The following is a 23,070-nucleotide window of genomic DNA, read 5'->3' on the forward strand; positions in this document are numbered from 1 at the left end:
ATATCACCGTCACTGCTTCGGGCTTCGAGCAACTCTTGTCTCAAGCACCTGCGTCGGTGAGTGTGATTGTTAGAAAACAACTAGCGCAGCGCGCGTACAAAGATATTACCGACGCGCTTCGCGATGTACCGGGCGTTACGGTGACAGGCGGTGGCTACCGACAAGACATCAGTGTTCGCGGTCTACCCGCTCAGTACACCACTATTTTGGTAGACGGCAAAAAGCAGACCGGGCGAGAGTCACAGCCAAATGGTAGTGGGGGATATGAACAAGACTGGTTACCGCCTCTTGATAGTATTGAGCGAATTGAAATTGTGCGTGGCCCTATGTCTACCCTTTATGGTTCAGATGCCATGGGCGGCGTAATTAATATTATTACGCGTAAAAACTACAGGAAATGGAGTGGCAATTTACGCGCTGAAATCAAAATTCAAGAAAACTCCGATAGTGGCGCCGATAGCCAAATTCAACTTGCGTTTTCGGGCCCGTTAATTGAAAACCTATTGAGCATTACTGCCAGTGGTTTGTACCAAAAGCGTGAAGAAGATGATATTGAGCGCGGTTATGCAGAAAAAGAATTGCGCAATATGCGAACCGCGTTTCACTTAACCCCAAACACCACAGACACCCTGACTTTTGAATATATTCTTCAAGACCAGACGCGTACCTCAACACCGGGTAAATCGCTACCAGAGCGCAACTCGTTGTCAGAAACAGAGAGCGAGCGTCATTCCTATGCGTTGACCCACGAAGGTAAGTATAAAGACTTGACCTCTCGAAGTTATGTGCAGCAAGAATCGGTTGAGAATGTAGGGCGGAATATCACTATCGATAACCTTGTTGCGAACACCCAATGGTCTTTAATACTCAATGAAAGCCATATGGTTACCCTTGGCGCTGAGTTTTTAGAAGAGTCGCTCGATGACTTCGATACAAACAGTGGCGATGCAACAAATATTGAAAACAGCCAGTGGTCGGTGTACGGCGAAGATGAATGGCGACTTACGGATAAACTTGCGTTTACTCTCGGGCTTCGACTTGATGATAACGAGCAATTTAGCTCTCAGGTAAGTCCCCGTGCTTATGCGGTTTACAATATTAACGATAATTGGGTGTTAAAAGGCGGAGTATCAACGGGCTATCGCACGCCTGAGTTGCGTGAAATGGCTGAAGGATGGGTACAAGAAAGCCGGGGCGGGAACATTTACGGCAATCCAGCTTTATCGCCGGAAACCACGGTGAACAAAGAAATTGCACTCTACTTCTCAGGTGACGATGGTTTTGAATATAGTATCACCGCGTTTCACAACGACTTTGACGATAAGATTGCGATAGCTACATGCGAATTGGACGTTTGCTTAGATGACACTGACCGCTACAACATTAACATAGATGAGGTTGAGTCTTACGGTGCAGAGCTTGCTGCCAGATACAATATAGGAAACTGGTCGTTTAACGGCGCCTACAGTTACACTCGCTCAGAGCAAAAAACGGGGGCTAACGAGGGCCTGCCGTTAGTTCAGCAACCTAAACATTTATTTACCCTTAATACCACTTACCGACTTTCTGAAACGGGAGAAATTTGGTCGCGTTGGACAGTGAGGGGCGAAGAAACTGCCCTTACGTCTGTATCATCACGCTCTATACTTTCTCCGGGTGTAGGTGTATTCGATATTGGCTATAACACGAAACTCACAAGGAATATAAAGTTACAAACAGGGTTGTATAATGCGTTTGATAAAACAATGCGATACGAGGAGTTTGGTTATGTCGAAGATGGAAGAAGGCTATGGTTAGGGTTAAATTGGACGTTTTAAAGGCCACCTTTGCCTTATTATTGCTAGGCGTAACTGCTAATGCAGTTGCAGGGGCAGCGCTAAGTGCCGAAGACTATGCCCAAAAAGGCTTAGCAAGTGCAGAGCACTTTCCGGGTTTAGCGAGTTTGTGCGATATCAGTGAATTACCTCGCGACATGTTCAGGCTTGATGGCGAAGGAAAAAAAAGGCTGCATCGTGACGGTAAAAAGAGCCGTTCAAACCGCGAGGGCAAAAACCGTCGGCACATTGCACCGCAGCAAGTTTTCGACAACCTTTACTACGTTGGCGCCGGCAACGTAGCAAGCTGGGCTATTGATACCGGCGAAAGCATTGTTTTGGTTGATGCGTTAAACAGCGACGAGCAAGCAGAAAAGTATATTGTGAATGGGTTAGCGGCGCTTGGTCTTAGCAACAAGCCGGTTTCCCATTTAATTATTTCCCACGGTCACGGCGATCACTACGGCGGCTTCGAATTTATAAAATCACGCTATTCACCGCGTATTGTAATGAGTGAAGTAGAATTCAATGTACTTGAAAAAGACCGGTTCGCCAGCTTTCGATGGGGAAATAAGCCCCAAAGAAACATGGTAGTTAACGATGGTGATGTGTTAACAATAAACGGCACACAGTTGAGTATGTATGTCACGCCGGGCCATACGCCAGGCACGCTCACCTTAGTATTTCCTGTCACTGATGGGGATGAACAGCACCGCGCAGTTCTATGGGGAGGAACAGGGCTAAACTACGGGCCGGATGTGCCAAGGATCAAGGCATACACTAACTCGGCTTCGCAAATGCAAACACGCGTTTTAGCGCAAAATATCGACGTATTTTTGTCGAACCATCCTGGCCGTGCGGGAACACGACAGAAACTGGACAATTTGTCTAACAGATCCGAAGGGGCTCCACATCCTTTTGTTCAAGGGAAAGACGTTGTGTTAAAAGCGTTTAGCCTTTTAGAAAACTGCACGCGAGCCCAATGGATGCATATTGAAGAAACGCGCTCACAATAGTCTATTTACGCGGTAGGTCACTAGCAACGAGAGAGGCTCTCTCTCGTTCGCTTACGTTTAAAGAAAACGGGGTTTCTTGACACTAAACCTTCTTGCGCTGACCAGGCCCATTGCGAAAATCATAAGCGCAAATGTTGCGGGCGCGTTCACTGCAGCCTAATTTAGCGTCTTATCAACCCAAAACTTGGTACCCTTTACCGTAGCCTGAAGCGTTAGGCCGCTTTCGGTCATGGTATAAACCGTTACGTTTCCTAAATACCCTTCACCTTCAGCAGAGGCCCCTTTATTCCCCGCTTTTGCAGCAACGTCTGCATTACCGCCTACGGTCCAGCCATTTTCAATGAAATACTTCATTGCTTTTTGCGTATGGAACACCATGACAACACGGTAGTCTTTTGCGCCTAAACCAAGTCCAACACCACCTTCAGCCATGTTCATATAGGTTTTTTCGCCAGTTACATTGTTATTTACTACGCCGTACCCCGTGCCTGCCGCCACGAAAAAGACGTTAATATTAGCATTGGTAAACACGGCGTAACCCGCCGCATCTCTTATTTGAGAGCGAGTATCAGGTTTTTCAGTGTAAAGGCGAGCTAAGGCATTCTCCTGCATATCGAGAATAGCTTGTTGCTTTTCAGCGACAGTACCATCTCCCATTGACGCGCATGCGGTTAGCGCTAATACCGCGGCTAAAAATACTGATTTAATAGCTAACTTACTTATTTTCATGCAATTCTCCTAAGCATGCCGGTGTTTCCTATTCTATGATGAAAGACCGCTTTCACCGTTTAAAATTCAATAAAACCCCGATGTTTTTTTAATTACATGCTTATTACGCAAAAAGTATGCTAAGTCGTGTATTTAAGTTGTTACCCGCGGACAACTAGATAAAGTTACCACTCAATTTCAAGCTCTAATGCTCCCGGATGATCGGTCTGTCCAACCATCTCTTCATAGGGCGTGCTTTGACGTAGCCACACGTGTTCAAAGGACTTCGTATGAAAATGCTCTCTAATTTCGTTGAGGCAGTGAAAGGTTTTGGGTTGAGATTTGTTATCTCGGACTAATGTTCGCGTAGCGCCCATTCCCGTTGAAGCAAGGTAGTTACCGCCTTCTAATGACTCAATGTATAAATTCATGGGGTTGCCCTCTTAGTGTCGCTGCTAACGTTGCGAGCGCTCTATAATTAATTAGTCGAAATCCGGTGTATTGATCATTAATTTTGTGTCATACATGGGCGCGTAAATTAATAAATTACCCATAAGGTGAGAATAAATGAGCCGGTGTTTACCACCACTTGTTTGTACATATCAACACGCCCGCTTGTTTTAACCGTTCGTGCACCTGCTGCTTGTCACTTGAATTTAAAAATGCGCCCACTTCAAACTGCTGAAGATGACTTTGTAGCACTAAGCGCGGCAAACGCTTCTTGCTAAGGTCTTCAAAAAAATACAGCGAGGTATCGTAACGAGGAAAGCACAACTGCACTCCGTTTGAGCAGTACACGGTGATACTTTGTTGAGATATTAATAGCGTTTGCCATTGGTAGGTGGCTTTCGACACCATGTACATGATGAAAGCCAGAAGACCGACCTCTACACCTGCAAAGGGCAATATGACCCAAGCACCAACAATTGCCCATGCAATAGCGATAGTGCTGATAAAGAGTGCAAATACCGCTATAAGGTATTTGGTTTGTTGCCATGTTGCTGAGCGATTCGGCGAAAGATGCAGTTGCACCTGTTGCTCAAATGTAGATACTTCAACCATGTTTTTCGAAATGTTGTGTAGGTTAAGCGAGTAAGCAAAAGCTTTTACGCAGATTTTTAACAATAGTTCGAATTTTGTACACATGCTAGACGTTGTCGAGTGTTAAGCATTCAAAAATTGTCAATGTGTGATGATGATTCGTAGGAAAAGTGTGATCTCTTTTAAAAAACAAAATGCAGTTAAGTTTATAGTGGCTTTACTTTTGTGCGTATGGTTAGGCTTATTACTGTCTCAGCCCACGCCGTTCCAGCTTATAAAAGAATTTGGACTTTTTAGCGGGTTAGGTGTGATAGGGGCCATATTTGCCAACGCCACAGGAGCGGGCGGCGGCGTGGTGTTTGTCCCCTTTTTTAATTATTTGTCCTTTTCGTCCCAAAGCGTGGTTGCCACCAGTTTTGCTATTCAATGCTGCGGCATGACAGCAGGCGCATTGACGTGGGCCCACTATTACAAAAAGCAACATAGCCATGACAACTATTGGAAGGCATTACCAAGCGCACTTATGCTTACTATCCCCACTTCTATATGTGGAGTAGGGTTTGCGCAATATTCCTCCCAAAGTAACCTGCTACTTGAGCACTTATGGGGAGGCGCAAATAACCTTCACATTGCGTTTGGCAGCTTTTCTATCGTGTTAGCCTTGGCTATCTTTGCCTCGATTCCGTTAATGAAACGCACGCACTTTGAAAAAGAGCTGCAAAATAAAGACCTGCTAGGGTTGCCCTTTATTGGTTTTTTAGGTGGCGTTATTACCGCGTGGCTCTCTGTTGGCGTGGGTGAGTTAGTTGCGGTATACCTCATTATTCGGGGCTTTAACATAACTATGTCCATTGCTATCGCGGTCGTCTTGTCAGCGTTTACGGTATGGAGTGCGCTGCCTTACCACGCGTTCATTGGCGAGTCCATTGTGTGGCAGGTGGTGTTATTTGCCGGCGCGGGCGCCATTGTTGGCGGCATGATTGCTAAATATGTGGTGTTAGCATTTTCTGTACAGCGCCTAAAACTTTTTTTCGGCATATGGGTACTAATGTTAGGTATTACCAGTTTACCTATCTTCTAAGCGAGCGTTGCCTTTATCTGAAGATGACTTCTCGGTAGGCAAGGCGTTAAAAAGAGCTAATTAATTTAAAGAAGGAAAGATAGTATGGACATCAATCCTCAACCCCAGCAGCGCTACAAAGTCATGCAGCCTGAGTGGTCATCCCACGCCGTGATTTATCAAGTGAACACGCGGCAGTTTTCAAAAGAAGGAAACTTCGAGGGGGTGAGGAAAGGGTTAGCGCATATTAAGTCTCTCGGTGCAGATATTGTTTGGTTAATGCCCATTCATCCAATCGGTGAGCAAAATCGAAAAGGTGAGCTTGGCAGCCCGTATGCGGTGAAAGATTACCTAGGTATTAACCCTGAATTTGGCAGTGAACAGGATTTTCGCGCGTTAGTGGATGAAGCGCACCGCTTATCGCTTAAAGTGATTATTGATTGGGTGCCAAATCACAGTGCGTGGGACAACCCATTAGCGTCAGAGCATCCCGAGTGGTATGCCAAAGATTATAAGGGCGACTTTCGCCCGTCACCCTGGTGGGACTGGAGTGATATCATCGAGTTCGACTTTGAACAAATCGGTTTGCGCAAATACATGATCAACGCCTTGTGTTATTGGGTAGAAAAGTTCGATATCGATGGCTTTCGATGTGATGTAGCGGGTTATGTGCCTAATGACTTTTGGCAACAGGCCGTATCTACTTTAAATGCAATTAGACCGGTGTTTATGCTTGCAGAATGGGAAAACCGCGACCTTCACGAGCATGCCTTCAATATGACCTACGCATGGAGCTGGAATGAAACCTTGCATGAACTTGCCCATGGCCGATGCTCTCTAGACAGGTTGCGCAAGTACTACTCTTGGAACGAGCGCAGCTGGCCTCAGTCAGCCTACAGAATGACTTTCGTAAGTAATCACGACAAGAATGCGTGGGACGGTACACAGCACGAACAGTTTGGTGAAGCATTAGATGCCTGTATCGCGCTTTCAGTCATAGGAGAGGGCATGCCCCTAATCCACAATGGTCAAGAAGCGGGAGAAAACAAGCGGCTCGCCTTTTTTGAGCGCGACCCCATCGAATGGCAAGACCATGAAACTGGCGACTTGTACCGCGAATTAATCGCGCTCAAAAAATCTAAAAGTGTATTAGGAAACGGAGAATTTGGTGCAAGAATGACCCAAGTTCCTAACTCCAAAATGGATAAGGTGTTCAGCTTCGTGCGCCATAACGAGCATGAAAAAGTGTTCGTTATTATTAATTTTTCACAAGAGGCGGTCAATGTCACCTTCGAAGAGCCATTGTTTGAAGGCGAATATTGTTATTGGAAAGGCAGCGCTACGTGCAAGTTTTCGTCGCAAACAACACTTGAATTAGGGCCTTGGCAGTTTGACATTTGGGTCGCCTAAGCAAGTCGACTTCACCACAGGGCGAACGGAAGTTTGATCGAGAAGCGCCAAACAGAACTACAAAAAACAAAGCAATACAATCTTGCTTCATTTAACAAGTTCTATTTAAGGAGAAACCATGGCAGCTAACACAACGGATGAACATGAAACAGACCGCTCATTAGGTAATTTTGCCGCGCTAAAAACCTCAATAGCCAATGGCGATGTGGCTGAAGTAAAGGCAAGGCTTAACGGCAAGTCTTTGGACAAACTAGAGAAGGGCTATTTAATTGATCTCGCACGATTAAGCGGAAATAGCGAAATTGTCGATGTCATCGAAGCAACCCCTGAGTCTTAGCGCGGAACCTACGCGCTACGCTTCCTCGCTTTCCTTTATACAATCACGCGCATTTTGCTTGGGCTTCTTTCTTTTTTTGTATCAGAAAGAAGCTAAAGCCTTCGGCCGATAGGTAAAGAAATGTTAACGTCAGATACTAAAAGGTGGCAAATTCAGCAAATATTTCCGATACTTAAGCCTTTAATTTATGCAGAGATAAAATGGAAAATCGGCTTCCGCTTTATAAAAAATTACTGGTTATGTATCGTATTGAGCCGGGTTGTCTTGGCCCACAAGGTGCCGACTATGTAGAAGAGTTTTGTGTCTTTGCTAAGCAAAAACTCAAAGCCCATCATGGCCACTGTTTACGTTGGACTATTAAACCCCGGTACGATAAGTCATTACCCGAGCTTGAATACCAGATGAAAAACACGATGGTGTCTCAAGAAAATGCTGAAAAATACCTTGCACGGTTTGATATTGATAAAGAGACCTTTGAAGAGTCGTTAGAAGAAGCACTGGCGGATTTAGTTGATGAGTTTTTTGAACGCTAAGCATTTTGCTCGATAAGGCGCATGTAATCTGGTTCGCGTAGCATTGCCCCACCAATAGATAGGGCACAGTAATAAACCAATACATGAATACAGCGCTAGCGATGAAACCCATTGTTAATGTGTTTCAGTAAGCCGCTTAACCTCGTTTTCCACAGGCTTTTCCAACTTGGAAACGGCATAGGCTACACCAAAGCCCAAGCAGCTCCCGACTAAAACATCTGACAAATGGTGCGCGTCTCGTTTAGTCCTCGACTTTCCTATTACCGCGGTGGCAGCTAAGCCTGCGGCTGACGCCAATAGCAATGGGCCTGACGAGCGAGGTATACTGCCTGCTACCGCCGCTACGGCAGAGGCATGGCCTGAGGGCATCGCGTTAAATTTATCTTTTAGCGCTGGGCCTTTGAATTCCGTCCCTGAATCAGCGCGTGGGCGCTTTCGGCCAATTAGCCTTTTAAGGCCTGCGTTTAACAGCCCTGCGGCTGAAGCTGACAGGGTGGATTTCAACAAAAAACGCTGAAGTTTCGGCGTGTTCGTTAGTTTTGATAGCGTATAAGCCGCGCCTGTTGCGGCTGCTACTGACGGTGGCGTTGTCACTTTACTCAATGTGCTTGAAGCAATGAGACTATCTTGGCTTGAGGGAGACGAGACGCTTCGTGTATTTAGCTTTCTCAACGTCTTATAAGCAAGCCAACTTTTCATTCCTGTGGACGCTAACATATATATTCCTTAAACGTTTTGTGTCGAAGTCGTTATAAACTTCTGTAGGTCGAATCGGTGAATATTGAAATGACAAGTAATAGTTTATGGATGCGGAATAAGCCGCAGTGGCGGCCTATTCCAACAACTCATTGCTCTTTTTAACTACTCATCTGAACTATCCTTCGTCTCAGCTTGGTATTGAGAGTATTCAGTACGGGTGATGAGCTCATCGTCATTCGCATCAATCTTGTCGAAGTTGCGCGTTACACCACTACGAGATGCTTCCGCTTTCGTCAGTTCACCGTCACTGTTTGCATCCATCATTTCAAATTGATTTACGGCAATTACTGTTTTGTCGGCAGTCACTGCATTGTCAGCGGCAACGTCAACGTTTTTCTCCATCAGTTCGCCATTCGCTTTTAATTCACTCTTAGCGCGAAGCTCATGCGTGAGTCTCTTGTCTTTCGTGGCAGCAACCACTTCATCTACATCTGTGTCAACGTTAACATCGGTTTCCATCGTACCTTGGCTTCTCATACTCGCTTTCATTGACTGTGCAGAAGCAACAACTTCATCGTCGAAATGCTGAGGATGCTTCTTAACATGGGTGTTGAATTCTTTTACAGAAAGCTGCATGTCTGAGTTAGCGTCTATTTTTGCGAAATGATCAGATATTTCATCGTCGTCAGCCTCTTCGCGAGAGATGTACCCATTATCGTCATTATCTAAATCTGCAAATGTTGTGTCTATTTTATCAAGTTCTTCACCCGCAAAAGCGCCAGCAGAAAGGGCTGTAGTTATCAATGTAGCAATCGTTAACTTTTTCATATCTTACTCCTTGTTTGTGGCCTCCATACTGCGTTAAAACGGAGGAAAGCGTTCATAATAGGCTATTCACGGCGCGTACCATGTGCACTAATTCAATGTATAACAATTGCTTAGCGGTTTTTTGTGGTGGAGTGTGAAGAAACAACTTTGTGAGTTCTATAGCATGTTGTGAAAAAGTTACCCGGTAGTTGTTAACAAAAAATCAAACGCTAACGCTTATCGAAAGCTGAATGCTTTTTTGCTGATGAGGCCCAACGAACCTGTTAAGCGCGTGTGTTTTTTCGCGTTTTAGAAAATGCGCGGTTAAGCAGACCACCTCAATGTAAAGTGAAAACCTTTAATGGGCATTCAATAGGCTTTTTGGCATAATGCGCGGCTTAGAATAGAAAAGTAATGACAGCGCTTAAACCATGCCCACAATAAACAATGTATTTTCTTCAGATGGCCTTCTTGCCAGTGCTATTAAAGGCTTTGTGCCTCGCGAAGCACAAACTGAAATGGCTAAAGCCGTTAAGCATGCCATTGAAACCACGGGCAGTTTAATTGTTGAAGCAGGTACAGGTACGGGAAAGACGTTTGCGTATTTGGCGCCTGCTTTATTGAGCGATGGCAAAGCGATTGTCTCGACCGGCACGAAAAACCTTCAAGAACAGCTCTTTCATCGCGATCTCCCCCTCGTTAAAAAAGCGCGCTTGGCAGTAAGCGTAAAACCGCACTGTTAAAAGGCCGCGCCAATTACCTTTGTCTTCACCGGCTTGCGCAGCACGGCGGCAATTCTACGCTGGTTGAAAAAGACGTGTTGGGGCAGCTTTCAGAAGTTAAGCGTTGGTCGAGCACCACGAAGACCGGGGATATGGGCGAGTTAAAAACGCTGCCAGAAGATGCCCGAGTACTGCCGTTAGTGACGTCTACCGTGGATAATTGCTTAGGCCGGGACTGCCCTGACTACGAAGACTGCTATTTGGTTAAAGCGCGCAGAAAGGCGCTGGATGCCGACATTATCGTGGTTAACCACCACCTTTTCTTTGCCGATATGGCGCTAAAAGATACCGGTTTTGGAGAACTTATTCCCGAGGCCGATGCCATCATCTTTGATGAAGCGCACCAAATTCCAGATATTGCCAGCGACTATTTTGGTGAATCGCTTTCAACACGGCAAATTCACGATATCGCGAAAGACATCACCTTGTTGTTTAGGACCGTATTGAAAGATGCGGGTCAACTAGATAAAGCCGCCGACAAGTGCAGAATGATTGCTTCTGACTTACGGTTGCTGTTTCCCGATACCGCAGAGCGCGGCAACTGGGCAGAGGCATTAGACCGAGATGATGTGCGTATGCAGGTAGGTAAACTTGCTGAAGCCCTTGGCGTGCTGCACGAGGTGTGTAAGCTGCATATCGGGCGCGATAAAGATTTAGACAATATGTATGAACGGGTTGTGGCTGCAAGAGAGCAGCTAGACGCGCTCAGTGACAATAAGCAAGAAAATGTCAGCTTATGGTATGAAACTACGCAACGTCATTTGATCATGCACCTCACGCCATTGTCGATAGCGGCCAAATTTAGACGGTTTGTGTCATCTCCCCCTCGCGGGTGGATTTTTACCTCGGCAACGCTAATGGTCAATGGTGGATTTGATCACTTCCAGCGTCGAATGGGGTTAGAGGATGCTGAAACCTTAGGGTTAGACAGCCCATTTAACTACCCCGAACAAGCCATGCTTTGTGTGCCTCGTTATTTACCAGAGCCCAATAGTTATGCCATGCGGGAAACGCTTCTCGAAACGGCCAAGCGGTTGATTAAAGCAAGTCGTGGTCGCTGCTTCTTACTGTTTACCAGCCATGCGATGCTTAGAGAAATTGCACAAAAGCTGGAGGATGAGGTAGACAACCCGCTGCTAGTACAAGGTACTACAACAAAACAAGCACTGTTGGATGCCTATCTTGCTGATGAAAAAGCGGTGTTAATGGGCACGGGGGCATTCTGGGAAGGGGTAGACGTACGCGGTAATGACCTTGTTTGTGTCATGATTGATAAATTGCCCTTTGCATCACCGGACGACCCGCTGCTTCAGGCCCGTATGGAAGACGTTAAAAAGCGTGGCGCAAACCCGTTTGGTGTTATACAGATCCCTCAGGCTGTTATTACGCTAAAGCAGGGAGCAGGGCGCTTAATTCGAGACCCGTCAGATAAGGGCGTACTGGTTATTTGTGATAACCGTTTGGTTACCAAGCCCTACGCGAAAACCTTTGTTGGCAGTCTGCCTGACATGAAGCGCACCAGAAGTTTAGACGAAGTAGAAAAATTTTTAGCCGGCATTGATGAAGCCTAAGTTAAAGCCCTAGGCTTGAGTGTTACGTGTGTTGAAACACAATGCTTGAACTTAGGTTATACAACACAAGAGAAATACATGAATATTTTAGCGATAGACACTGCAACCGAAGCGTGTTCGGTTGCGCTGCAATATAACGAGCGTGTAATTACCCGTTTTGAAATATGCCCACAGCAACATAGCCAACGTTTACTTCCTATGGTCGATGACGTGTTGAAAGAAGCTAATGTCGGCCTGAGCGACATAGAGTTGCTGGCTTTTGGACGAGGTCCCGGCAGTTTTACCGGTGTTCGCATTGCGACAGGCATGATTCAAGGTTTAGCTTTAGGTACAGGTCTAAAGGTTGCTGGCGTTAGTACGCTAGAAGCCATGGCTTGTGAAGCTGCGACGAAAAGCATGGACAAAGATGCGCTAATCGCTGTGGCCTCTGACGCCCGTATGGACGAAGTGTATTTCGCCGTTTATTCGCAAACAGACAAGGGGGTAACTCTGCGTCTTGATGAGCAGGTGTGTCCTCCAGAGGTGGCTATTGACCAACTTAATGCACTTGGGCACGGCGTTAGCGTCATTACAGCCGGTACCGGGTGGGCAGCATACGATAAGCTTACCGAATGGCGTTCGAATAGCGCTGTAGCAATGTCGCAAGAAGTGACGCTACCAAACGCGCAGTACATGCTTACGTTAGCGGTGACAGCAAGTGAGAATGGCAATGTATTTGAAGCCGTCAATGTAGAGCCCGTTTACTTGCGTGATAAAGTGACGTGGAAAAAGCTGCCGGGCAGAGAGTAAAATGACAGCGGGCGTGGTGGAAACGGCGGGCGATAGCCTAGCCTCCAGCCCGCCCATGGCCAGATTCGTATAAAAAACCAGTGGTACGATTTTTGCCTCACTGAAATTGTATGATTATTAATAATAATTTCGCGTTACCGTCTTCCGAGCCATCGCAAGGCCGTGTTGCTAAAATTAACAAAGACCCTGAACAACAAAGTAAAGGGCAAAATGAAGCGTCTGCTAGGGCGATTGTTGTCGCGCCTGATGAAAAAGGTACAAATAACGCTCAGGCTTACCAACAATTTATTCGCGAAGAGGGCAATACCTATTCGCAAAATGCTATAGCCTCTTACACCAGTTTTGAAAAGCAACAGCAGCGCGAGTCTATTCAGTCTATGTTCGGGGTAGATATCTACGCTTAGCCATTGCTAAATAAAAGTCTGGCGAACGTTCGGTAACCTGTATCTTCACGTTTGGTTAGGCAACTACACTTAATCTCTTCGAAAATTCTAACAATCCGTTAAACCCCGGCGCTTTTATTGAACAAACTCACTTAAGATATCTCTAAAGGTAACTACGCCAATTTATGTACACATTGTACTTGAACGACAGTGGTTGTCGTTTCGTATAAGTGCTAATGTTTAGGTTACTAAAGTCTGTTTTTTCTTTTCAGCTTAAAGAGATACGACAAAGTGCGTGTAAGTTTATTAAAGAAATTACGTTGGTCTTTATCGTTATACCCATGGTATGTTTTGGCTGATTGCCATATAAATGCAGCATTTTTCTAGGGTTCAGAGGAGCGCTTTAATGTCTCGTTATTTTGTTTTACTAGCAGTCTTTATATTCGCAGGCTGTACCATTGTACCTGATAGTATTGATGTACCAGAAGGCACACAATTAGTGAGCTATTCCAAAGCTGTCACATCAGGCGCCAGTGCTCAAGGCCAAAAAGCGCGCTGGGGCGGTTTAATTGTGGGGGTTGAGAACAAGCCGAACCAAACGCTTATCGAACTTGCTCATTTTCCGCTAAATCACTACGGTAAGCCGGGAACAAATGGCGAGACCTCTGGACGCTTTAAGGTTCAAATTGACGGCTTTGTCGATCCTATTGTCTTTGAAGAAGGCCGTTCGGCAACGTTCCTCGGTACTATAACGGCGCCAACAGCGGGTATGGTGGGCGAACAACCTTATATTTATCCGACGATTATTGCCGACGATTACCACATGTGGAGAAAACAGCAGGTTTACGATGTAAACACTTATTTCTTTAACTACCATACGGGCTGGTATTCGCCTTTCTATCGGTTTAACGGGCCGTGGATGTACCCTCACTTTAATCGTACACGGGTAATTCGCTACGAGAATGGACCTAGTAAAGCCAAACTTCCTACTCGCAACAGCGATGCAAGTAAAAGCAGTACTAAGTCGACGAGTCAGCCGCTTCGAAAAGATAAACAGAAGTAAACAATATTGCTTACAGGCGGCACATTATTGCCGCCTTTTTCTATTTTAAAGGCAAGTATGGACTAAAGCTGGCAATAAGTTGCCAAAGGGAACGTTATGATTGAGACAGAATTTAACATTGGAAATCTTAACTTAGCCGCATTAGATAACCAAGGAAGCGGTAGCGTTGTTATTGGTTTGCACGGTTATTTAGATAACGCTGAAAGCTTAAGGTTGTTAGCACCTTACCTGCAAACTCACCGCTTTGTTGCTATCGACCTTGCTGGGCATGGTCGTTCTGGTCATCGCACTGCAGGGGCTCACTACAATCAAGCTGACTATTTGCAAGACCTCTATGCGCTAATTGAATCTCAAGGTTGGGACGAGGTAATTTTATTAGGCCATTCTCTTGGCGGCATTTTAGCGAGTTTGTTTGCTGCTCTATTTCCTGAAAAAGTTAGTGCCGTAATCAGTATAGATGCGTGTGGACCGCTAACTGAGGACGAAGATACCACTGTGGCTCAAATGCGAGATGCAATACTCAGTCGTCATGCAAAATCACGTAATAAGTTGCGGGTTGTTGAACTTGAAGACGCCGTAAAAGCCCGATGTAAAATTTCAGATATTCCCGAAGCGCACACACGCTCAATCTTATCCCGCAACCTTACCCAAGATGCGGGTGGGCATTGCTTTTGGTCTAGCGACCCAAAACTTCGCACAAAATCGATGCTAAGACTTACAGAAAAGCAGGCAGAAGCGCTTATGCGTGCTATTGTATGCCCTATACTTTTTATTGGTGCATCTAACAGTTTTAAAAACCTCGAAACCCTTTTCCCTAAACGAAAGACGTGGTTTTTAAATGCACAATATGAGCAATTTGTAGGCGGTCACCATATTCACATGGAAAATACTGACGATATAGGGGTGTTAATACGTCAATTTGTTGAGCAATTGTAAATTGTACCGTTTATTTTTTTTTTCCACATCCTATACTATTCGCAAGTTATCAGACCAGTTGTATGAGTGCGCCTTTCCATGTGCTCATAAAATAGTATAAGAATAAAGTAGAGGAGGTTTTGGTGGAAAAAACCTGGCTTAAGCATTACGACCCTCGCGTTTCCGCAGAAATTGATGCCGATCGTTACGCATCTGTAGTAGACATTTTCGAGCAGTCGGTAAAGAAGTTTAAAAATAAAGAAGCCTTCATTAACATGGGGCATTCAATTTCGTTTGAGGAGCTAGATACGCTTTCAGCTCAATTTGCTGCTTACTTACAAGCAAGCGGGCTTAAGCGCGGTGATGCGGTGGCAATTATGATGCCTAACCTTCTCCAATATCCTGTCGCCATGTTTGGTATTTTGCGCGCAGGTATGGTGGTGGTGAATGTAAACCCGCTCTACACGGCCAGAGAACTAAAGCATCAACTTAACGACGCCAATGCTAAAGCCATTGTAATTGTTGAAAACTTTGCATGTACTCTTGAAGAAGTGATTGCAGATACAAACCTTCAAGAAGTCTTTTTGACCGCACTGGGCGACATGTTGCCTGCACCGAAGCGCTGGATTGTTAATGCAGTAGTTAAATACGTCAAAAAGATGGTGCCTTCCTTCACCTTGCCTGAAACTACTTCTTTCATGTCGGCAGTTAAAAAAGGTCAGTCGCTTAAATACACGCGACCTGAGATTGATAGCGGCGATATCGCGTTCTTGCAATATACAGGTGGGACAACGGGCGTATCGAAAGGCGCAATGCTGACACACCGCAATATGGTGGCAAACCTAGAGCAGGTCTCGGGTATTTTAGAAACCGTAATTGAAGAAGGTGAAGATTTTGTTGTAACAGCACTACCGCTTTACCACATCTTTGCGTTACTGGCTAACTGCCTGATGTTCGTTAAATACGGTTGTCGCAACTTGCTTATTACTAACCCGCGAGACATGCAGGCGTTTGTAAACGAACTAAGCAAATACCCGTTCACCATTTTGCCTGGCGTAAACACCTTGTTTAATGGTCTTTTGAATACACCAGGGTTTGACGAGCTTGATTTTAGCAAGTTCAAATTTGGTCTAGGTGGCGGCATGGCGGTACAGCGCCCTGTTGCCGAAAAGTGGGAAAAGGTTACGGGCACGGTGTTGTTAGAGGGTTATGGCCTTACTGAATGTTCGCCTGTGGTAGCGGTAAACCCACCTCAAATTGAAGCCTATAAAGGCGCAATTGGTATGCCGGTACCTTCTACTGACATTAAGTTATTAGACGACGATGGCAATCCAGTTGAAAAAGGTGAGCCAGGCGAAATGTGGGTTAAAGGCCCGCAGGTGATGAAGGGATATTTGAACCGCCCTGAAGCGACAGAAGATATTCTAAAAGAGGGTTGGCTAGCCACTGGCGATATTGCTACCGTAGATGATGAAGGTTACTTCTATATTGTTGACCGTAAAAAGGATATGATCCTAGTCTCAGGCTTTAACGTGTTCCCTAACGAAATCGAAGAAGTCGCTGCTATGCACGACCACATCGTTGAAGCGGCTGCGGTTGGGGTTCCTCATGAGGTTAGCGGCGAGGTTGTGAAGTTGTTTGTGGTCAAAAACAACGACGCGCTGACCGAGAAAGACGTTATCGCGCACTGCCGTAACCACTTAACGGGTTACAAAGTGCCTAAGCAAGTTGTTTTCAAAGACGACTTACCAAAGACCAATGTAGGTAAAATTCTGCGTCGGGAGCTTCGAGACTAGTTTCTTTGAAATAGTTTTTGAAAGCCGGCGTTAGCCGGCTTTTTTATTACTGTGCAAAAATATGCAATATCAATTAATTACAACATTTGAACATCTAGAAAAAGTGTGCGAAGCCGCACAACGTCAAGAGGCAGTCGCCCTTGATACTGAATTTGTGAGGACTAAAACCCTTACTCCCCATCTTGGCCTTATTCAGCTATACGATGGACACCAGCTAGTACTTATAGACCCCCTCGCTATCGATAACATGCAGCCATTTGTTGCGTTGTTGGAAAATACCGAAGTCGTTAAAGTATTGCATTCGTGTTCTGAAGATCTTGAGGCTTTTCTTACCGCCTTTGATACGGTGCCAACGCCTGTGTTCGATACGCAAATAGCCGGTAGTATCTTGGATATGGGCCCCTCTCTGGGCTATGCCAAGTTAGTGGAGCTGCTTTGCGAGATCAGCTTAGACAAAGGCGAGTCGCGAACGGATTGGCTAGCACGGCCGCTTCGGGAAGCTCAACTGAGCTATGCGGCGAACGACGTTCTTTACCTTTTACCCTGTTATCAGCAGCTGGCGTCTAACGTTCAGGCGCTAGGAAAAGTGCACTGGATATATGAAGAAGTGGCGCTTTTGGTTGAGAAAAAGCGTGCGCAAATGCCAGAAGATTTTGCTTACTTAAGCATTAAGAATAGCTGGCGTTTAAACAGTGAACAGCTCACCGTATTGCAAGCGCTGGCGGCATGGCGATTAAACACGGCGAGAAAGAAAGACCTAGCGCTGAACTTTGTATTCAAAGAAGGACATTTATTTGAGGCTGCGCAGCGACTGATAGACGACAAGTCTGGCTTATCACGGATAAATGGCGTAAATCATCAGTCGGTTAGGCGTTATGGCGACACTATCGTAACGCTGATTGAAGAGGCAAGAGCAAGATATGCGCAGACGCCGGAAAAACTTAGACTGCCAATCGTACAGCGGCTTATCGATATAGCGAAATATAAAAAGTACCTTGCTGAACTTAAAACCATAAGCGAACAAATTGCCAAAGATAACGGCGTAACCACAGATGTTATTGCGTCTAAAAAGCAACTTAATCAGCTGTTGAAGTGGTATTGGTTCCCTGTAGATGAGACGCGGGTACAGGGCTTGAAACCCGATTTACTCTCCACGTGGAGAGCGCCTTTGTTTCGCCCACATGTAGCACGTTTACTTGGCGACGAACCGACACAATAACGCTAGGTGGGCAAATATTTACCTGCTTTTAGCTAACAACGAATAGAGTAATTAAATTATGTTATGCGCTGTTTATAAAACGCGAAAAAAAGAGGGCATGTACTTATACTTGCCCAAAAAAGACAATTTTGCAGATGTCCCCGAACCTTTGATGGAAATGTTTGGTCGTCCAGAGCTAGTGACGATTCTTGCACTCGATAAGCGTGAGCGTTTAGGTTTAGTCGATAAGCAAAAGTTAATTGATGAACTTACCGAGAAAGGATTTTACTTGCAGATGCCTCCAAGGGAAGAGAACTTGCTTGAAACGCACCGCGAGTCGCTTGGCCTTTCTAAAACGCCTGATAAGAAATTCTAAGAAGTACCATGTTGTTTAATGTTGTAAATCGTTTATGCAAGCGCGCTTGTATTACAGCAAAGTGCTCAAGTAAGCGCTTGATAGTAAGTAAAGTCCCATTGATTTTTATCACGCTAACTCTGTTGCTTTCCGCTTCATTAGAGGCCGCGACTAACTCTGAATTAACGGAACGTGGTTTTAATGCTTATGTGGCACAGTTAAAGGAAGAAGCGTTATCGAAAGGCATTGATAGACCACTTCTCGACGCCGCGTTTGCCGACATCGCTTTTAGGCCCACGGTTGTGAAGTCTGATAAAAATCAGCCCGAAAAAAAGATAACGCTAGATGACTACCTCGCTACACGAGTGCCCGACTGGAAAGTTAAGCAGGCAGTAGCACAGTACAAAGACCATAAAGCGTTGCTTGAAGAAATTGCGCAGCGATACGGCGTGCAATCCAGATTCATTGTGGCGCTATGGGGGAATGAGTCGAACTTTGGCAAAATTCAAGGCAACTATAGTGTGCTTTCTGCGCTCGCTTCGCTAGCTTATGAAGGGCGAAGGGAAAAGCTGTTTAAAGACAACTTCTTTGCTGCACTCCAGATTTTAGCAAAGGGGCATACCAGCGTTAATGAACTAAAAGGTTCGTGGGCAGGTGCGATGGGCCAAACCCAATTTATGCCGGTTTCGTTTCTAAATTACGCTGTGGACTATGATGGTGATGGAAGAAAAGATATCTGGGGAACCAAGGCTGACGTATTTGCATCAATTGCGAATTACCTCGCATCTGAAGGGTGGAATAGCGAAGGCACGTGGGGTAGGCAAGTAAAACTAACGCAAGATGTGCCAGTGTCTGGTTTATCTAAAGCGAATATGAAGCCCCTTTCTTTTTGGAAATCAAACGGTGTAACGCGTTTTGACGGCAGCGAACTACCCAATGTTGATATTAAGGCGTCGCTTATCATGCCCGACGGTGAGAATGGGCGTATTTACTTGGTGTATAACAATTTTCACACGTTAATGAAGTGGAACCGCTCGTCGTATTTTGGGGTGTCGGTTGGCTATCTTTCTGAACGAATAAAGCGAGGTTACTAATGGCATACCGTCATATTGATACGCAAGGCAATGAGATTGCGTTGCCGGTGAACAAAGTGGTTTGCATTGGTCGCAACTATCTTGATCACATTCAAGAAATGAACGCTACGGTATCTGAAGCACCTTTACTCTTTATGAAGCCAAAGGCAGCGATGTGCCACATGCATGAGCCCATTGCGGTGCCCACCGATAAAGGTGAATGCCACAATGAGCTTGAAGTATCGGTACTGCTTAAGTCTTCGTTAAAAAATGCCAGCGAAGATGAGGTAAAGTCAGCCATGTGGGGAATAGGACTAGGGCTAGATCTCACCCTTCGCGAAGTACAGGCAACACTCAAAAAGCAAGGGCAGCCGTGGGAGCGAGCCAAATCTTTTGACAGCAGTGCGCCTTTGTCAGGCTTTTTACCCTTAAGTTCGGTAGGTAACCTCGATGATTTACGTTTTACCCTTACCATTAATGGTGAGGTGAGACAGCAAGGCCATACAGCATTGATGTTACACAAAATCGTAACGCTTATTGCGCATATGTCTTCTATATTTACCTTAGATAGCGGCGACGTAATATTAACCGGGACGCCTAAGGGCGTAGGCAAATTATCTCCTTCAGATAGGGTTTTCGCCTCGCTCGGCAATCAACTAAGTGTTAATACCGAGGTAGTGGCACAATGACCGTGGCATTTTGGGAAACCAAGTCTCTTGAGGAGATGACGCAAAAGGAATGGGAGTTGCTCTGTGATGGCTGCGGCAAATGCTGCCTGCAGAAGTTTATAGATGATGACGCAGTAGAAGAATACGAAGTTACTGATCACATTAATGACAATGAAAAAATTCACTACACCAATATTGTGTGCACGTATTTAAATACCAAAAAATGTGAATGTACCCAATATGCAAGGCGTACAGAGCTTGTGCCTGACTGTGTAAAGCTAACCAAAGACAACCTTAAAGATATCTTCTTTATGCCAAATAGCTGTGCTTATCGACGACTTTACGAGGGGCGGGGACTTCCGTCTTGGCACCCTTTGCTTAACAAGGGGAAAAAGCACGTGATGCACGCAAAGGGCATGTCAGTGCGCAATAAAACCGTGTTTGAGTCGGATGTGGATCTTAACCACTTTGAAGACTATATCGCGATTTGGCCGCTCGAAGACCTCGATTGAAAGTCGCTAGCCCTTTTCTACTGCTTTAAACACACCAGTATAGATTGTTGTTTATCTTAGACTAAAGAGCATGAGTGCTGCTCATGCGCTTAGTCTATACTTCCGCTTTGTTTTTTGAATCAATGTAGATAAGGGTTCTTGATGGGGAAGTTAAGCATTAGCGCATTGGGCGCGTTAATAGCTATTACAAGCGTAGCTGCACCTGTGTACGCAGAGAGTTTAGCGTTCAATTACAGTGGCTCGCTAAGAGTACGCTACGAAACATTAAATAACCCTATTTTTCCGACAAGCGACAATGTTCGCACGCAAACCAATGAACGTATTTCAACCCGTATAAGGTTGAAAGGCGACGCCGCTTATGGAAACTGGCGGGCGGTTGCAGAAATCGAAGACTCCCGAGCCTACCTCGATGACAACGACCCTACACTCAAATCTTCACAGGTTAATACCCTCGAACCCGTTCAACTATATATCTCTTATCATGATGTTAGTGAATACATAGATAGCGTTACGGTAGGGCGTGTGACGCTGGATCACGGTAGTCGCCGTCTGATAGGACATACGCGCTTTAGAAACGCAACCAGTAGCTTTGAAGGTGCGCTAGTTGACGCGCATTTAACAGGTTGGCAACTTCGTGGCTTTTACCTGTTTCCAGTCGCTCGTTTTCCTTCAGATTCAGCATCTATTGATGACAATAAACGGGCGTTAGATAAGAGTTTTAGCAATCGAAAGCTTTTTGGTCTCTATGCGGTGTCTGAAGATAAAGCCTGGACAGTACATAGCTACTGGTTAAAAGAGTCGGATTCAGCCGAACTCGCCACGAAAAACCGAGATATTTTTACTTTATCTGTCGACCGCACCCAACGTTTCTTCAATAGTTGGAAATACAACATCGAAGCTATGGTGCAAACAGGTCACGCCAGACAGTCTGCGTCAGCCTCTGATGTCACAGACAGAAACGTGAAGGCGTGGATGATACATAGCCATGTAGGCAAACAGCTGAATAAAAGTACTTTCTTAAGAGCTGAAGTTGAAGCGGCAAGTGGTGATAGTAACAGTGATGATGGGACCATACATGCGTTTGACTCGCTCTACGGTTTACGTCGGTTTGACTTTGGTCCTACGGACGTTTATCAGACGTTCCCAAGAAGCAATATCTTGGCACCAGGGCTAAGAAGTGTCACTAAAATAAGTGATATCCATAACATTATGGTGGGTTACAAAGCGCTGTGGCTTCATCAAGTGTCAGAAGGTGAAGAAGATTTCTTAGGACACCAAGTAGAGTTTCGTTGGCAATATCAGGTTTCTTCACAGCTTCAGTTCAGCCTAGGTGGTGCGTACCTCGCTAAAGGCAACGCGCTAAAGACGGGGGCCTATCCCGACAATTCGGCCTATGCTTTTACAGGGCTTATGTATACGTTTAAATAGTGGGTGAGCACTACACGAGTAGTATGTTAACTTAACTCTCGTTAGTAATGGCGTACAACAGTGCGTCTCTGCCGAATACTCGTTTAAGGCAGAGCCCTTCTTTTATGCCACCAATACGCTCAACTACACGTAAACTTGCTTTGTTATTTGGCTCAACAAAACACTCTAGTCGGTTTAGGTTCATCTGTGTAAACGCGAGTTTTTTTAATGCTTCACAGATAGCGCTGGCTAAGCCTTTACCGCAAGCATCGGGGCGCAACCAGTAGCCTAAATTAGCCGTTAGATGGGTATGATGGATATGGTTGATGATACCCATACCCAGGCACTTTTCATCGTGAATAAGCAGGTAGGTTAGGCCGTAACCAGTTTCCCGTGCTTTTTCCATGTCGGCAATACATTGCTTCGATAAAGCCGGGGTAACAGGGCACACTGATGAGCCAAACCATGGCTTTACGTGGTGAATGGACTGTTGACCCGCCTCGCATAGCGCATAGCAGTGCTTTTCTGCAATGCGCTGAATTGAGACGGGGCCCTGCTCGGTATGTATAGGAGGCAAGCGGGAAGGTAAAATAGATAAGTCGATCAAAAGGGTTTTTTATCCAATAATCGACATGCAAATACGAGTGCGAACACAATAAAGTAGCCAGCAAAAATAATTTGCATCCATTCGGCCATTCCCATAGACAAAAACTGCCATGAATCTGCTAAACAGTCGCCTTCAGCGGCAAACACGGCCGGTAGCCATTCGTGTAGCTGAAGCCATGACGGGAAATTAGGCACTATTTCGCAGCTAGCAAAGAACGGATTTGCGGCATTAAGAATGCCTACGTGCTCTTTAGCAATTAAAAAGCCCCAGCCCGCCGATACAGCCCATCCAGCAAACCCGAGCATTCGAGTAAAGCCGTTGTTTTTTATTACGACTAAAGTGCAGAAAGCACAATGCCATACATAGCAGTGCGCTGATAGATACACATGATACAGGGCTTTAGTCCCATACCATATTGAAAGTACAAAGCAGCAATTTCAAGTGCCAAGGATGTGGCAAAAAGCACAAGCCATGAAGACTTGTGCTCTGCCCATTGGCTAATAGTGTGAACAAGAGCGCGCATATG

At 45.4% G+C, this 23,070-nt stretch carries 23 protein-coding genes and 2 pseudogenes; 18 read left to right on the forward strand and 7 right to left on the reverse strand.

Annotated elements, in window-relative coordinates; genetic code table 11:
• Window positions 1–35 precede the first annotated feature (35 nt).
• Window positions 36–1,817 (forward strand): TonB-dependent receptor domain-containing protein, encoded by a 1,782-nt coding sequence (locus ACX5J7_RS07040; RefSeq protein ID WP_278383562.1) that lies wholly within the window; start codon window positions 36–38, stop codon window positions 1,815–1,817.
• Window positions 1,790–2,830 carry an MBL fold metallo-hydrolase gene (locus ACX5J7_RS07045; protein ID WP_498706606.1) on the forward strand — a complete coding sequence of 347 codons (1,041 nt, stop codon included), beginning with the start codon at window positions 1,790–1,792 and terminating at the stop codon, window positions 2,828–2,830. Before ACX5J7_RS07040 ends, ACX5J7_RS07045 begins: the two co-directional genes overlap by 28 nt.
• Before the next feature lie 156 nt (window positions 2,831–2,986).
• On the opposite strand, the gene ACX5J7_RS07050 is transcribed toward ACX5J7_RS07045, so the two are convergent.
• From ACX5J7_RS07050 to ACX5J7_RS07060, 3 genes are all read right to left on the reverse strand, one after another.
• The gene (locus ACX5J7_RS07050; RefSeq protein WP_012518910.1) at window positions 2,987–3,559 is read right to left on the reverse strand and encodes a lipid-binding SYLF domain-containing protein; all 573 of its coding nucleotides are present in this window, start codon (window positions 3,557–3,559) and stop codon (window positions 2,987–2,989) included.
• A 164-nt stretch (window positions 3,560–3,723) separates the two neighbouring features.
• On the reverse strand, window positions 3,724–3,969 hold the full coding sequence (locus ACX5J7_RS07055; RefSeq protein ID WP_071959526.1) for a DUF6482 family protein: 246 nt from the start codon (window positions 3,967–3,969) through the stop codon (window positions 3,724–3,726).
• A gap of 148 nt (window positions 3,970–4,117) precedes the next feature.
• The gene (locus ACX5J7_RS07060) at window positions 4,118–4,684 is read right to left on the reverse strand and encodes a DUF2244 domain-containing protein (protein ID WP_498706608.1); all 567 of its coding nucleotides are present in this window, start codon (window positions 4,682–4,684) and stop codon (window positions 4,118–4,120) included.
• 67 nt (window positions 4,685–4,751) lie between these two features.
• On the opposite strand from ACX5J7_RS07060, the gene ACX5J7_RS07065 reads away from it, so the two are divergent.
• From ACX5J7_RS07065 to ACX5J7_RS07080, 4 genes are all read left to right on the forward strand, one after another.
• Window positions 4,752–5,660 carry a sulfite exporter TauE/SafE family protein gene (locus ACX5J7_RS07065; RefSeq protein WP_498706610.1) on the forward strand — a complete coding sequence of 303 codons (909 nt, stop codon included), beginning with the start codon at window positions 4,752–4,754 and terminating at the stop codon, window positions 5,658–5,660.
• An 84-nt stretch (window positions 5,661–5,744) separates the two neighbouring features.
• Window positions 5,745–7,049, forward strand: coding sequence for an alpha-amylase family glycosyl hydrolase (locus tag ACX5J7_RS07070; protein ID WP_278383559.1), 1,305 nt, complete (start codon window positions 5,745–5,747; stop codon window positions 7,047–7,049).
• Between the two features lie 118 nt (window positions 7,050–7,167).
• Window positions 7,168–7,386: a hypothetical protein gene (locus tag ACX5J7_RS07075; RefSeq protein ID WP_012518905.1), complete on the forward strand. Its 219-nt coding sequence runs from the start codon at window positions 7,168–7,170 to the stop codon at window positions 7,384–7,386.
• Window positions 7,387–7,586: 200 nt separating this feature from the next.
• The gene (locus ACX5J7_RS07080; RefSeq protein ID WP_012518904.1) at window positions 7,587–7,919 is read left to right on the forward strand and encodes a hypothetical protein; all 333 of its coding nucleotides are present in this window, start codon (window positions 7,587–7,589) and stop codon (window positions 7,917–7,919) included.
• A gap of 114 nt (window positions 7,920–8,033) precedes the next feature.
• On the opposite strand, the gene ACX5J7_RS07085 is transcribed toward ACX5J7_RS07080, so the two are convergent.
• Window positions 8,034–8,636 (reverse strand): phosphatase PAP2 family protein, encoded by a 603-nt coding sequence (locus ACX5J7_RS07085; RefSeq protein ID WP_012518903.1) that lies wholly within the window; start codon window positions 8,634–8,636, stop codon window positions 8,034–8,036.
• A 144-nt stretch (window positions 8,637–8,780) separates the two neighbouring features.
• Window positions 8,781–9,446 (reverse strand): EF-hand domain-containing protein, encoded by a 666-nt coding sequence (locus ACX5J7_RS07090; RefSeq protein WP_012518902.1) that lies wholly within the window; start codon window positions 9,444–9,446, stop codon window positions 8,781–8,783.
• A gap of 410 nt (window positions 9,447–9,856) precedes the next feature.
• On the opposite strand from ACX5J7_RS07090, the pseudogene yoaA reads away from it, so the two are divergent.
• From yoaA to ACX5J7_RS07150, 12 genes and pseudogenes are all read left to right on the forward strand, one after another.
• Window positions 9,857–11,778, forward strand: a pseudogene (gene yoaA, locus ACX5J7_RS07095) (DNA repair helicase YoaA).
• A gap of 78 nt (window positions 11,779–11,856) precedes the next feature.
• Window positions 11,857–12,567 (forward strand): tRNA (adenosine(37)-N6)-threonylcarbamoyltransferase complex dimerization subunit type 1 TsaB, encoded by a 711-nt coding sequence (gene tsaB / locus ACX5J7_RS07100; RefSeq protein ID WP_278383558.1) that lies wholly within the window; start codon window positions 11,857–11,859, stop codon window positions 12,565–12,567.
• A 110-nt stretch (window positions 12,568–12,677) separates the two neighbouring features.
• On the forward strand, window positions 12,678–12,971 hold the full coding sequence (locus ACX5J7_RS07105; RefSeq protein ID WP_012518899.1) for a hypothetical protein: 294 nt from the start codon (window positions 12,678–12,680) through the stop codon (window positions 12,969–12,971).
• Between the two features lie 385 nt (window positions 12,972–13,356).
• Window positions 13,357–14,013, forward strand: a complete 657-nt coding sequence (locus tag ACX5J7_RS07110) for a Slp family lipoprotein (RefSeq protein ID WP_498706616.1) — start codon at window positions 13,357–13,359, stop codon at window positions 14,011–14,013.
• A 96-nt stretch (window positions 14,014–14,109) separates the two neighbouring features.
• Window positions 14,110–14,949, forward strand: a complete 840-nt coding sequence (locus ACX5J7_RS07115; RefSeq protein ID WP_498706618.1) for an alpha/beta fold hydrolase — start codon at window positions 14,110–14,112, stop codon at window positions 14,947–14,949.
• Between the two features lie 122 nt (window positions 14,950–15,071).
• Complete coding sequence (gene fadD / locus ACX5J7_RS07120) at window positions 15,072–16,724, forward strand: long-chain-fatty-acid--CoA ligase FadD (protein ID WP_498706619.1); 1,653 nt, start codon at window positions 15,072–15,074, stop codon at window positions 16,722–16,724.
• A 61-nt stretch (window positions 16,725–16,785) separates the two neighbouring features.
• Window positions 16,786–17,943 carry a ribonuclease D gene (rnd, locus tag ACX5J7_RS07125; RefSeq protein WP_012518895.1) on the forward strand — a complete coding sequence of 386 codons (1,158 nt, stop codon included), beginning with the start codon at window positions 16,786–16,788 and terminating at the stop codon, window positions 17,941–17,943.
• 58 nt (window positions 17,944–18,001) lie between these two features.
• Entirely contained in the window at window positions 18,002–18,298 is a 297-nt protein-coding gene (locus tag ACX5J7_RS07130) for a YcgL domain-containing protein (protein WP_498706621.1), read from the forward strand.
• Window positions 18,299–18,306: 8 nt separating this feature from the next.
• Window positions 18,307–19,371, forward strand: a complete 1,065-nt coding sequence (locus ACX5J7_RS07135; RefSeq protein WP_071951955.1) for a lytic murein transglycosylase — start codon at window positions 18,307–18,309, stop codon at window positions 19,369–19,371.
• The gene (locus tag ACX5J7_RS07140; RefSeq protein WP_278383554.1) at window positions 19,371–20,039 is read left to right on the forward strand and encodes a fumarylacetoacetate hydrolase family protein; all 669 of its coding nucleotides are present in this window, start codon (window positions 19,371–19,373) and stop codon (window positions 20,037–20,039) included. Before ACX5J7_RS07135 ends, ACX5J7_RS07140 begins: the two co-directional genes overlap by 1 nt.
• Window positions 20,036–20,530 (forward strand): YcgN family cysteine cluster protein, encoded by a 495-nt coding sequence (locus ACX5J7_RS07145; RefSeq protein ID WP_012518891.1) that lies wholly within the window; start codon window positions 20,036–20,038, stop codon window positions 20,528–20,530. The genes ACX5J7_RS07140 and ACX5J7_RS07145 overlap by 4 nt, the downstream gene beginning before the upstream one ends.
• A gap of 141 nt (window positions 20,531–20,671) precedes the next feature.
• Window positions 20,672–21,958 carry an alginate export family protein gene (locus ACX5J7_RS07150; RefSeq protein ID WP_498706624.1) on the forward strand — a complete coding sequence of 429 codons (1,287 nt, stop codon included), beginning with the start codon at window positions 20,672–20,674 and terminating at the stop codon, window positions 21,956–21,958.
• A 31-nt stretch (window positions 21,959–21,989) separates the two neighbouring features.
• On the opposite strand, the gene ACX5J7_RS07155 is transcribed toward ACX5J7_RS07150, so the two are convergent.
• Window positions 21,990–22,544, reverse strand: coding sequence for a GNAT family N-acetyltransferase (locus tag ACX5J7_RS07155; protein ID WP_278383552.1), 555 nt, complete (start codon window positions 22,542–22,544; stop codon window positions 21,990–21,992).
• Window positions 22,541–23,067 (reverse strand): annotated as a pseudogene (gene dsbB, locus ACX5J7_RS07160) (disulfide bond formation protein DsbB). Before dsbB ends, ACX5J7_RS07155 begins: the two are co-directional and overlap by 4 nt.
• Between the last annotated feature and the right edge of the window lie 3 nt (window positions 23,068–23,070).

This window comes from Alteromonas infernus (assembly GCF_902705815.1).

Excerpts from the sequence above, each read along its gene's own strand:
- ACX5J7_RS07045 (WP_498706606.1), top strand. The coding sequence starts at position 1,790 with ATGGTTAGGGTTAAATTGGACGTTTTAAAGGCCACCTTTGCCTTATTA.
- ACX5J7_RS07050 (WP_012518910.1), bottom strand. The coding sequence starts at position 3,559 with ATGAAAATAAGTAAGTTAGCTATTAAATCAGTATTTTTAGCCGCGGTA.
- ACX5J7_RS07055 (WP_071959526.1), bottom strand. The coding sequence starts at position 3,969 with ATGAATTTATACATTGAGTCATTAGAAGGCGGTAACTACCTTGCTTCA.
- ACX5J7_RS07060 (WP_498706608.1), bottom strand. The coding sequence starts at position 4,684 with ATGTGTACAAAATTCGAACTATTGTTAAAAATCTGCGTAAAAGCTTTT.
- ACX5J7_RS07070 (WP_278383559.1), top strand. The coding sequence starts at position 5,745 with ATGGACATCAATCCTCAACCCCAGCAGCGCTACAAAGTCATGCAGCCT.
- ACX5J7_RS07075 (WP_012518905.1), top strand. The coding sequence starts at position 7,168 with ATGGCAGCTAACACAACGGATGAACATGAAACAGACCGCTCATTAGGT.
- ACX5J7_RS07080 (WP_012518904.1), top strand. The coding sequence starts at position 7,587 with ATGGAAAATCGGCTTCCGCTTTATAAAAAATTACTGGTTATGTATCGT.
- ACX5J7_RS07085 (WP_012518903.1), bottom strand. The coding sequence starts at position 8,636 with ATGTTAGCGTCCACAGGAATGAAAAGTTGGCTTGCTTATAAGACGTTG.
- ACX5J7_RS07090 (WP_012518902.1), bottom strand. The coding sequence starts at position 9,446 with ATGAAAAAGTTAACGATTGCTACATTGATAACTACAGCCCTTTCTGCT.
- tsaB (WP_278383558.1), top strand. The coding sequence starts at position 11,857 with ATGAATATTTTAGCGATAGACACTGCAACCGAAGCGTGTTCGGTTGCG.
- ACX5J7_RS07105 (WP_012518899.1), top strand. The coding sequence starts at position 12,678 with ATGATTATTAATAATAATTTCGCGTTACCGTCTTCCGAGCCATCGCAA.
- ACX5J7_RS07110 (WP_498706616.1), top strand. The coding sequence starts at position 13,357 with ATGTCTCGTTATTTTGTTTTACTAGCAGTCTTTATATTCGCAGGCTGT.
- ACX5J7_RS07115 (WP_498706618.1), top strand. The coding sequence starts at position 14,110 with ATGATTGAGACAGAATTTAACATTGGAAATCTTAACTTAGCCGCATTA.
- rnd (WP_012518895.1), top strand. The coding sequence starts at position 16,786 with ATGCAATATCAATTAATTACAACATTTGAACATCTAGAAAAAGTGTGC.
- ACX5J7_RS07130 (WP_498706621.1), top strand. The coding sequence starts at position 18,002 with ATGTTATGCGCTGTTTATAAAACGCGAAAAAAAGAGGGCATGTACTTA.
- ACX5J7_RS07135 (WP_071951955.1), top strand. The coding sequence starts at position 18,307 with ATGTTGTTTAATGTTGTAAATCGTTTATGCAAGCGCGCTTGTATTACA.
- ACX5J7_RS07140 (WP_278383554.1), top strand. The coding sequence starts at position 19,371 with ATGGCATACCGTCATATTGATACGCAAGGCAATGAGATTGCGTTGCCG.
- ACX5J7_RS07145 (WP_012518891.1), top strand. The coding sequence starts at position 20,036 with ATGACCGTGGCATTTTGGGAAACCAAGTCTCTTGAGGAGATGACGCAA.
- ACX5J7_RS07150 (WP_498706624.1), top strand. The coding sequence starts at position 20,672 with ATGGGGAAGTTAAGCATTAGCGCATTGGGCGCGTTAATAGCTATTACA.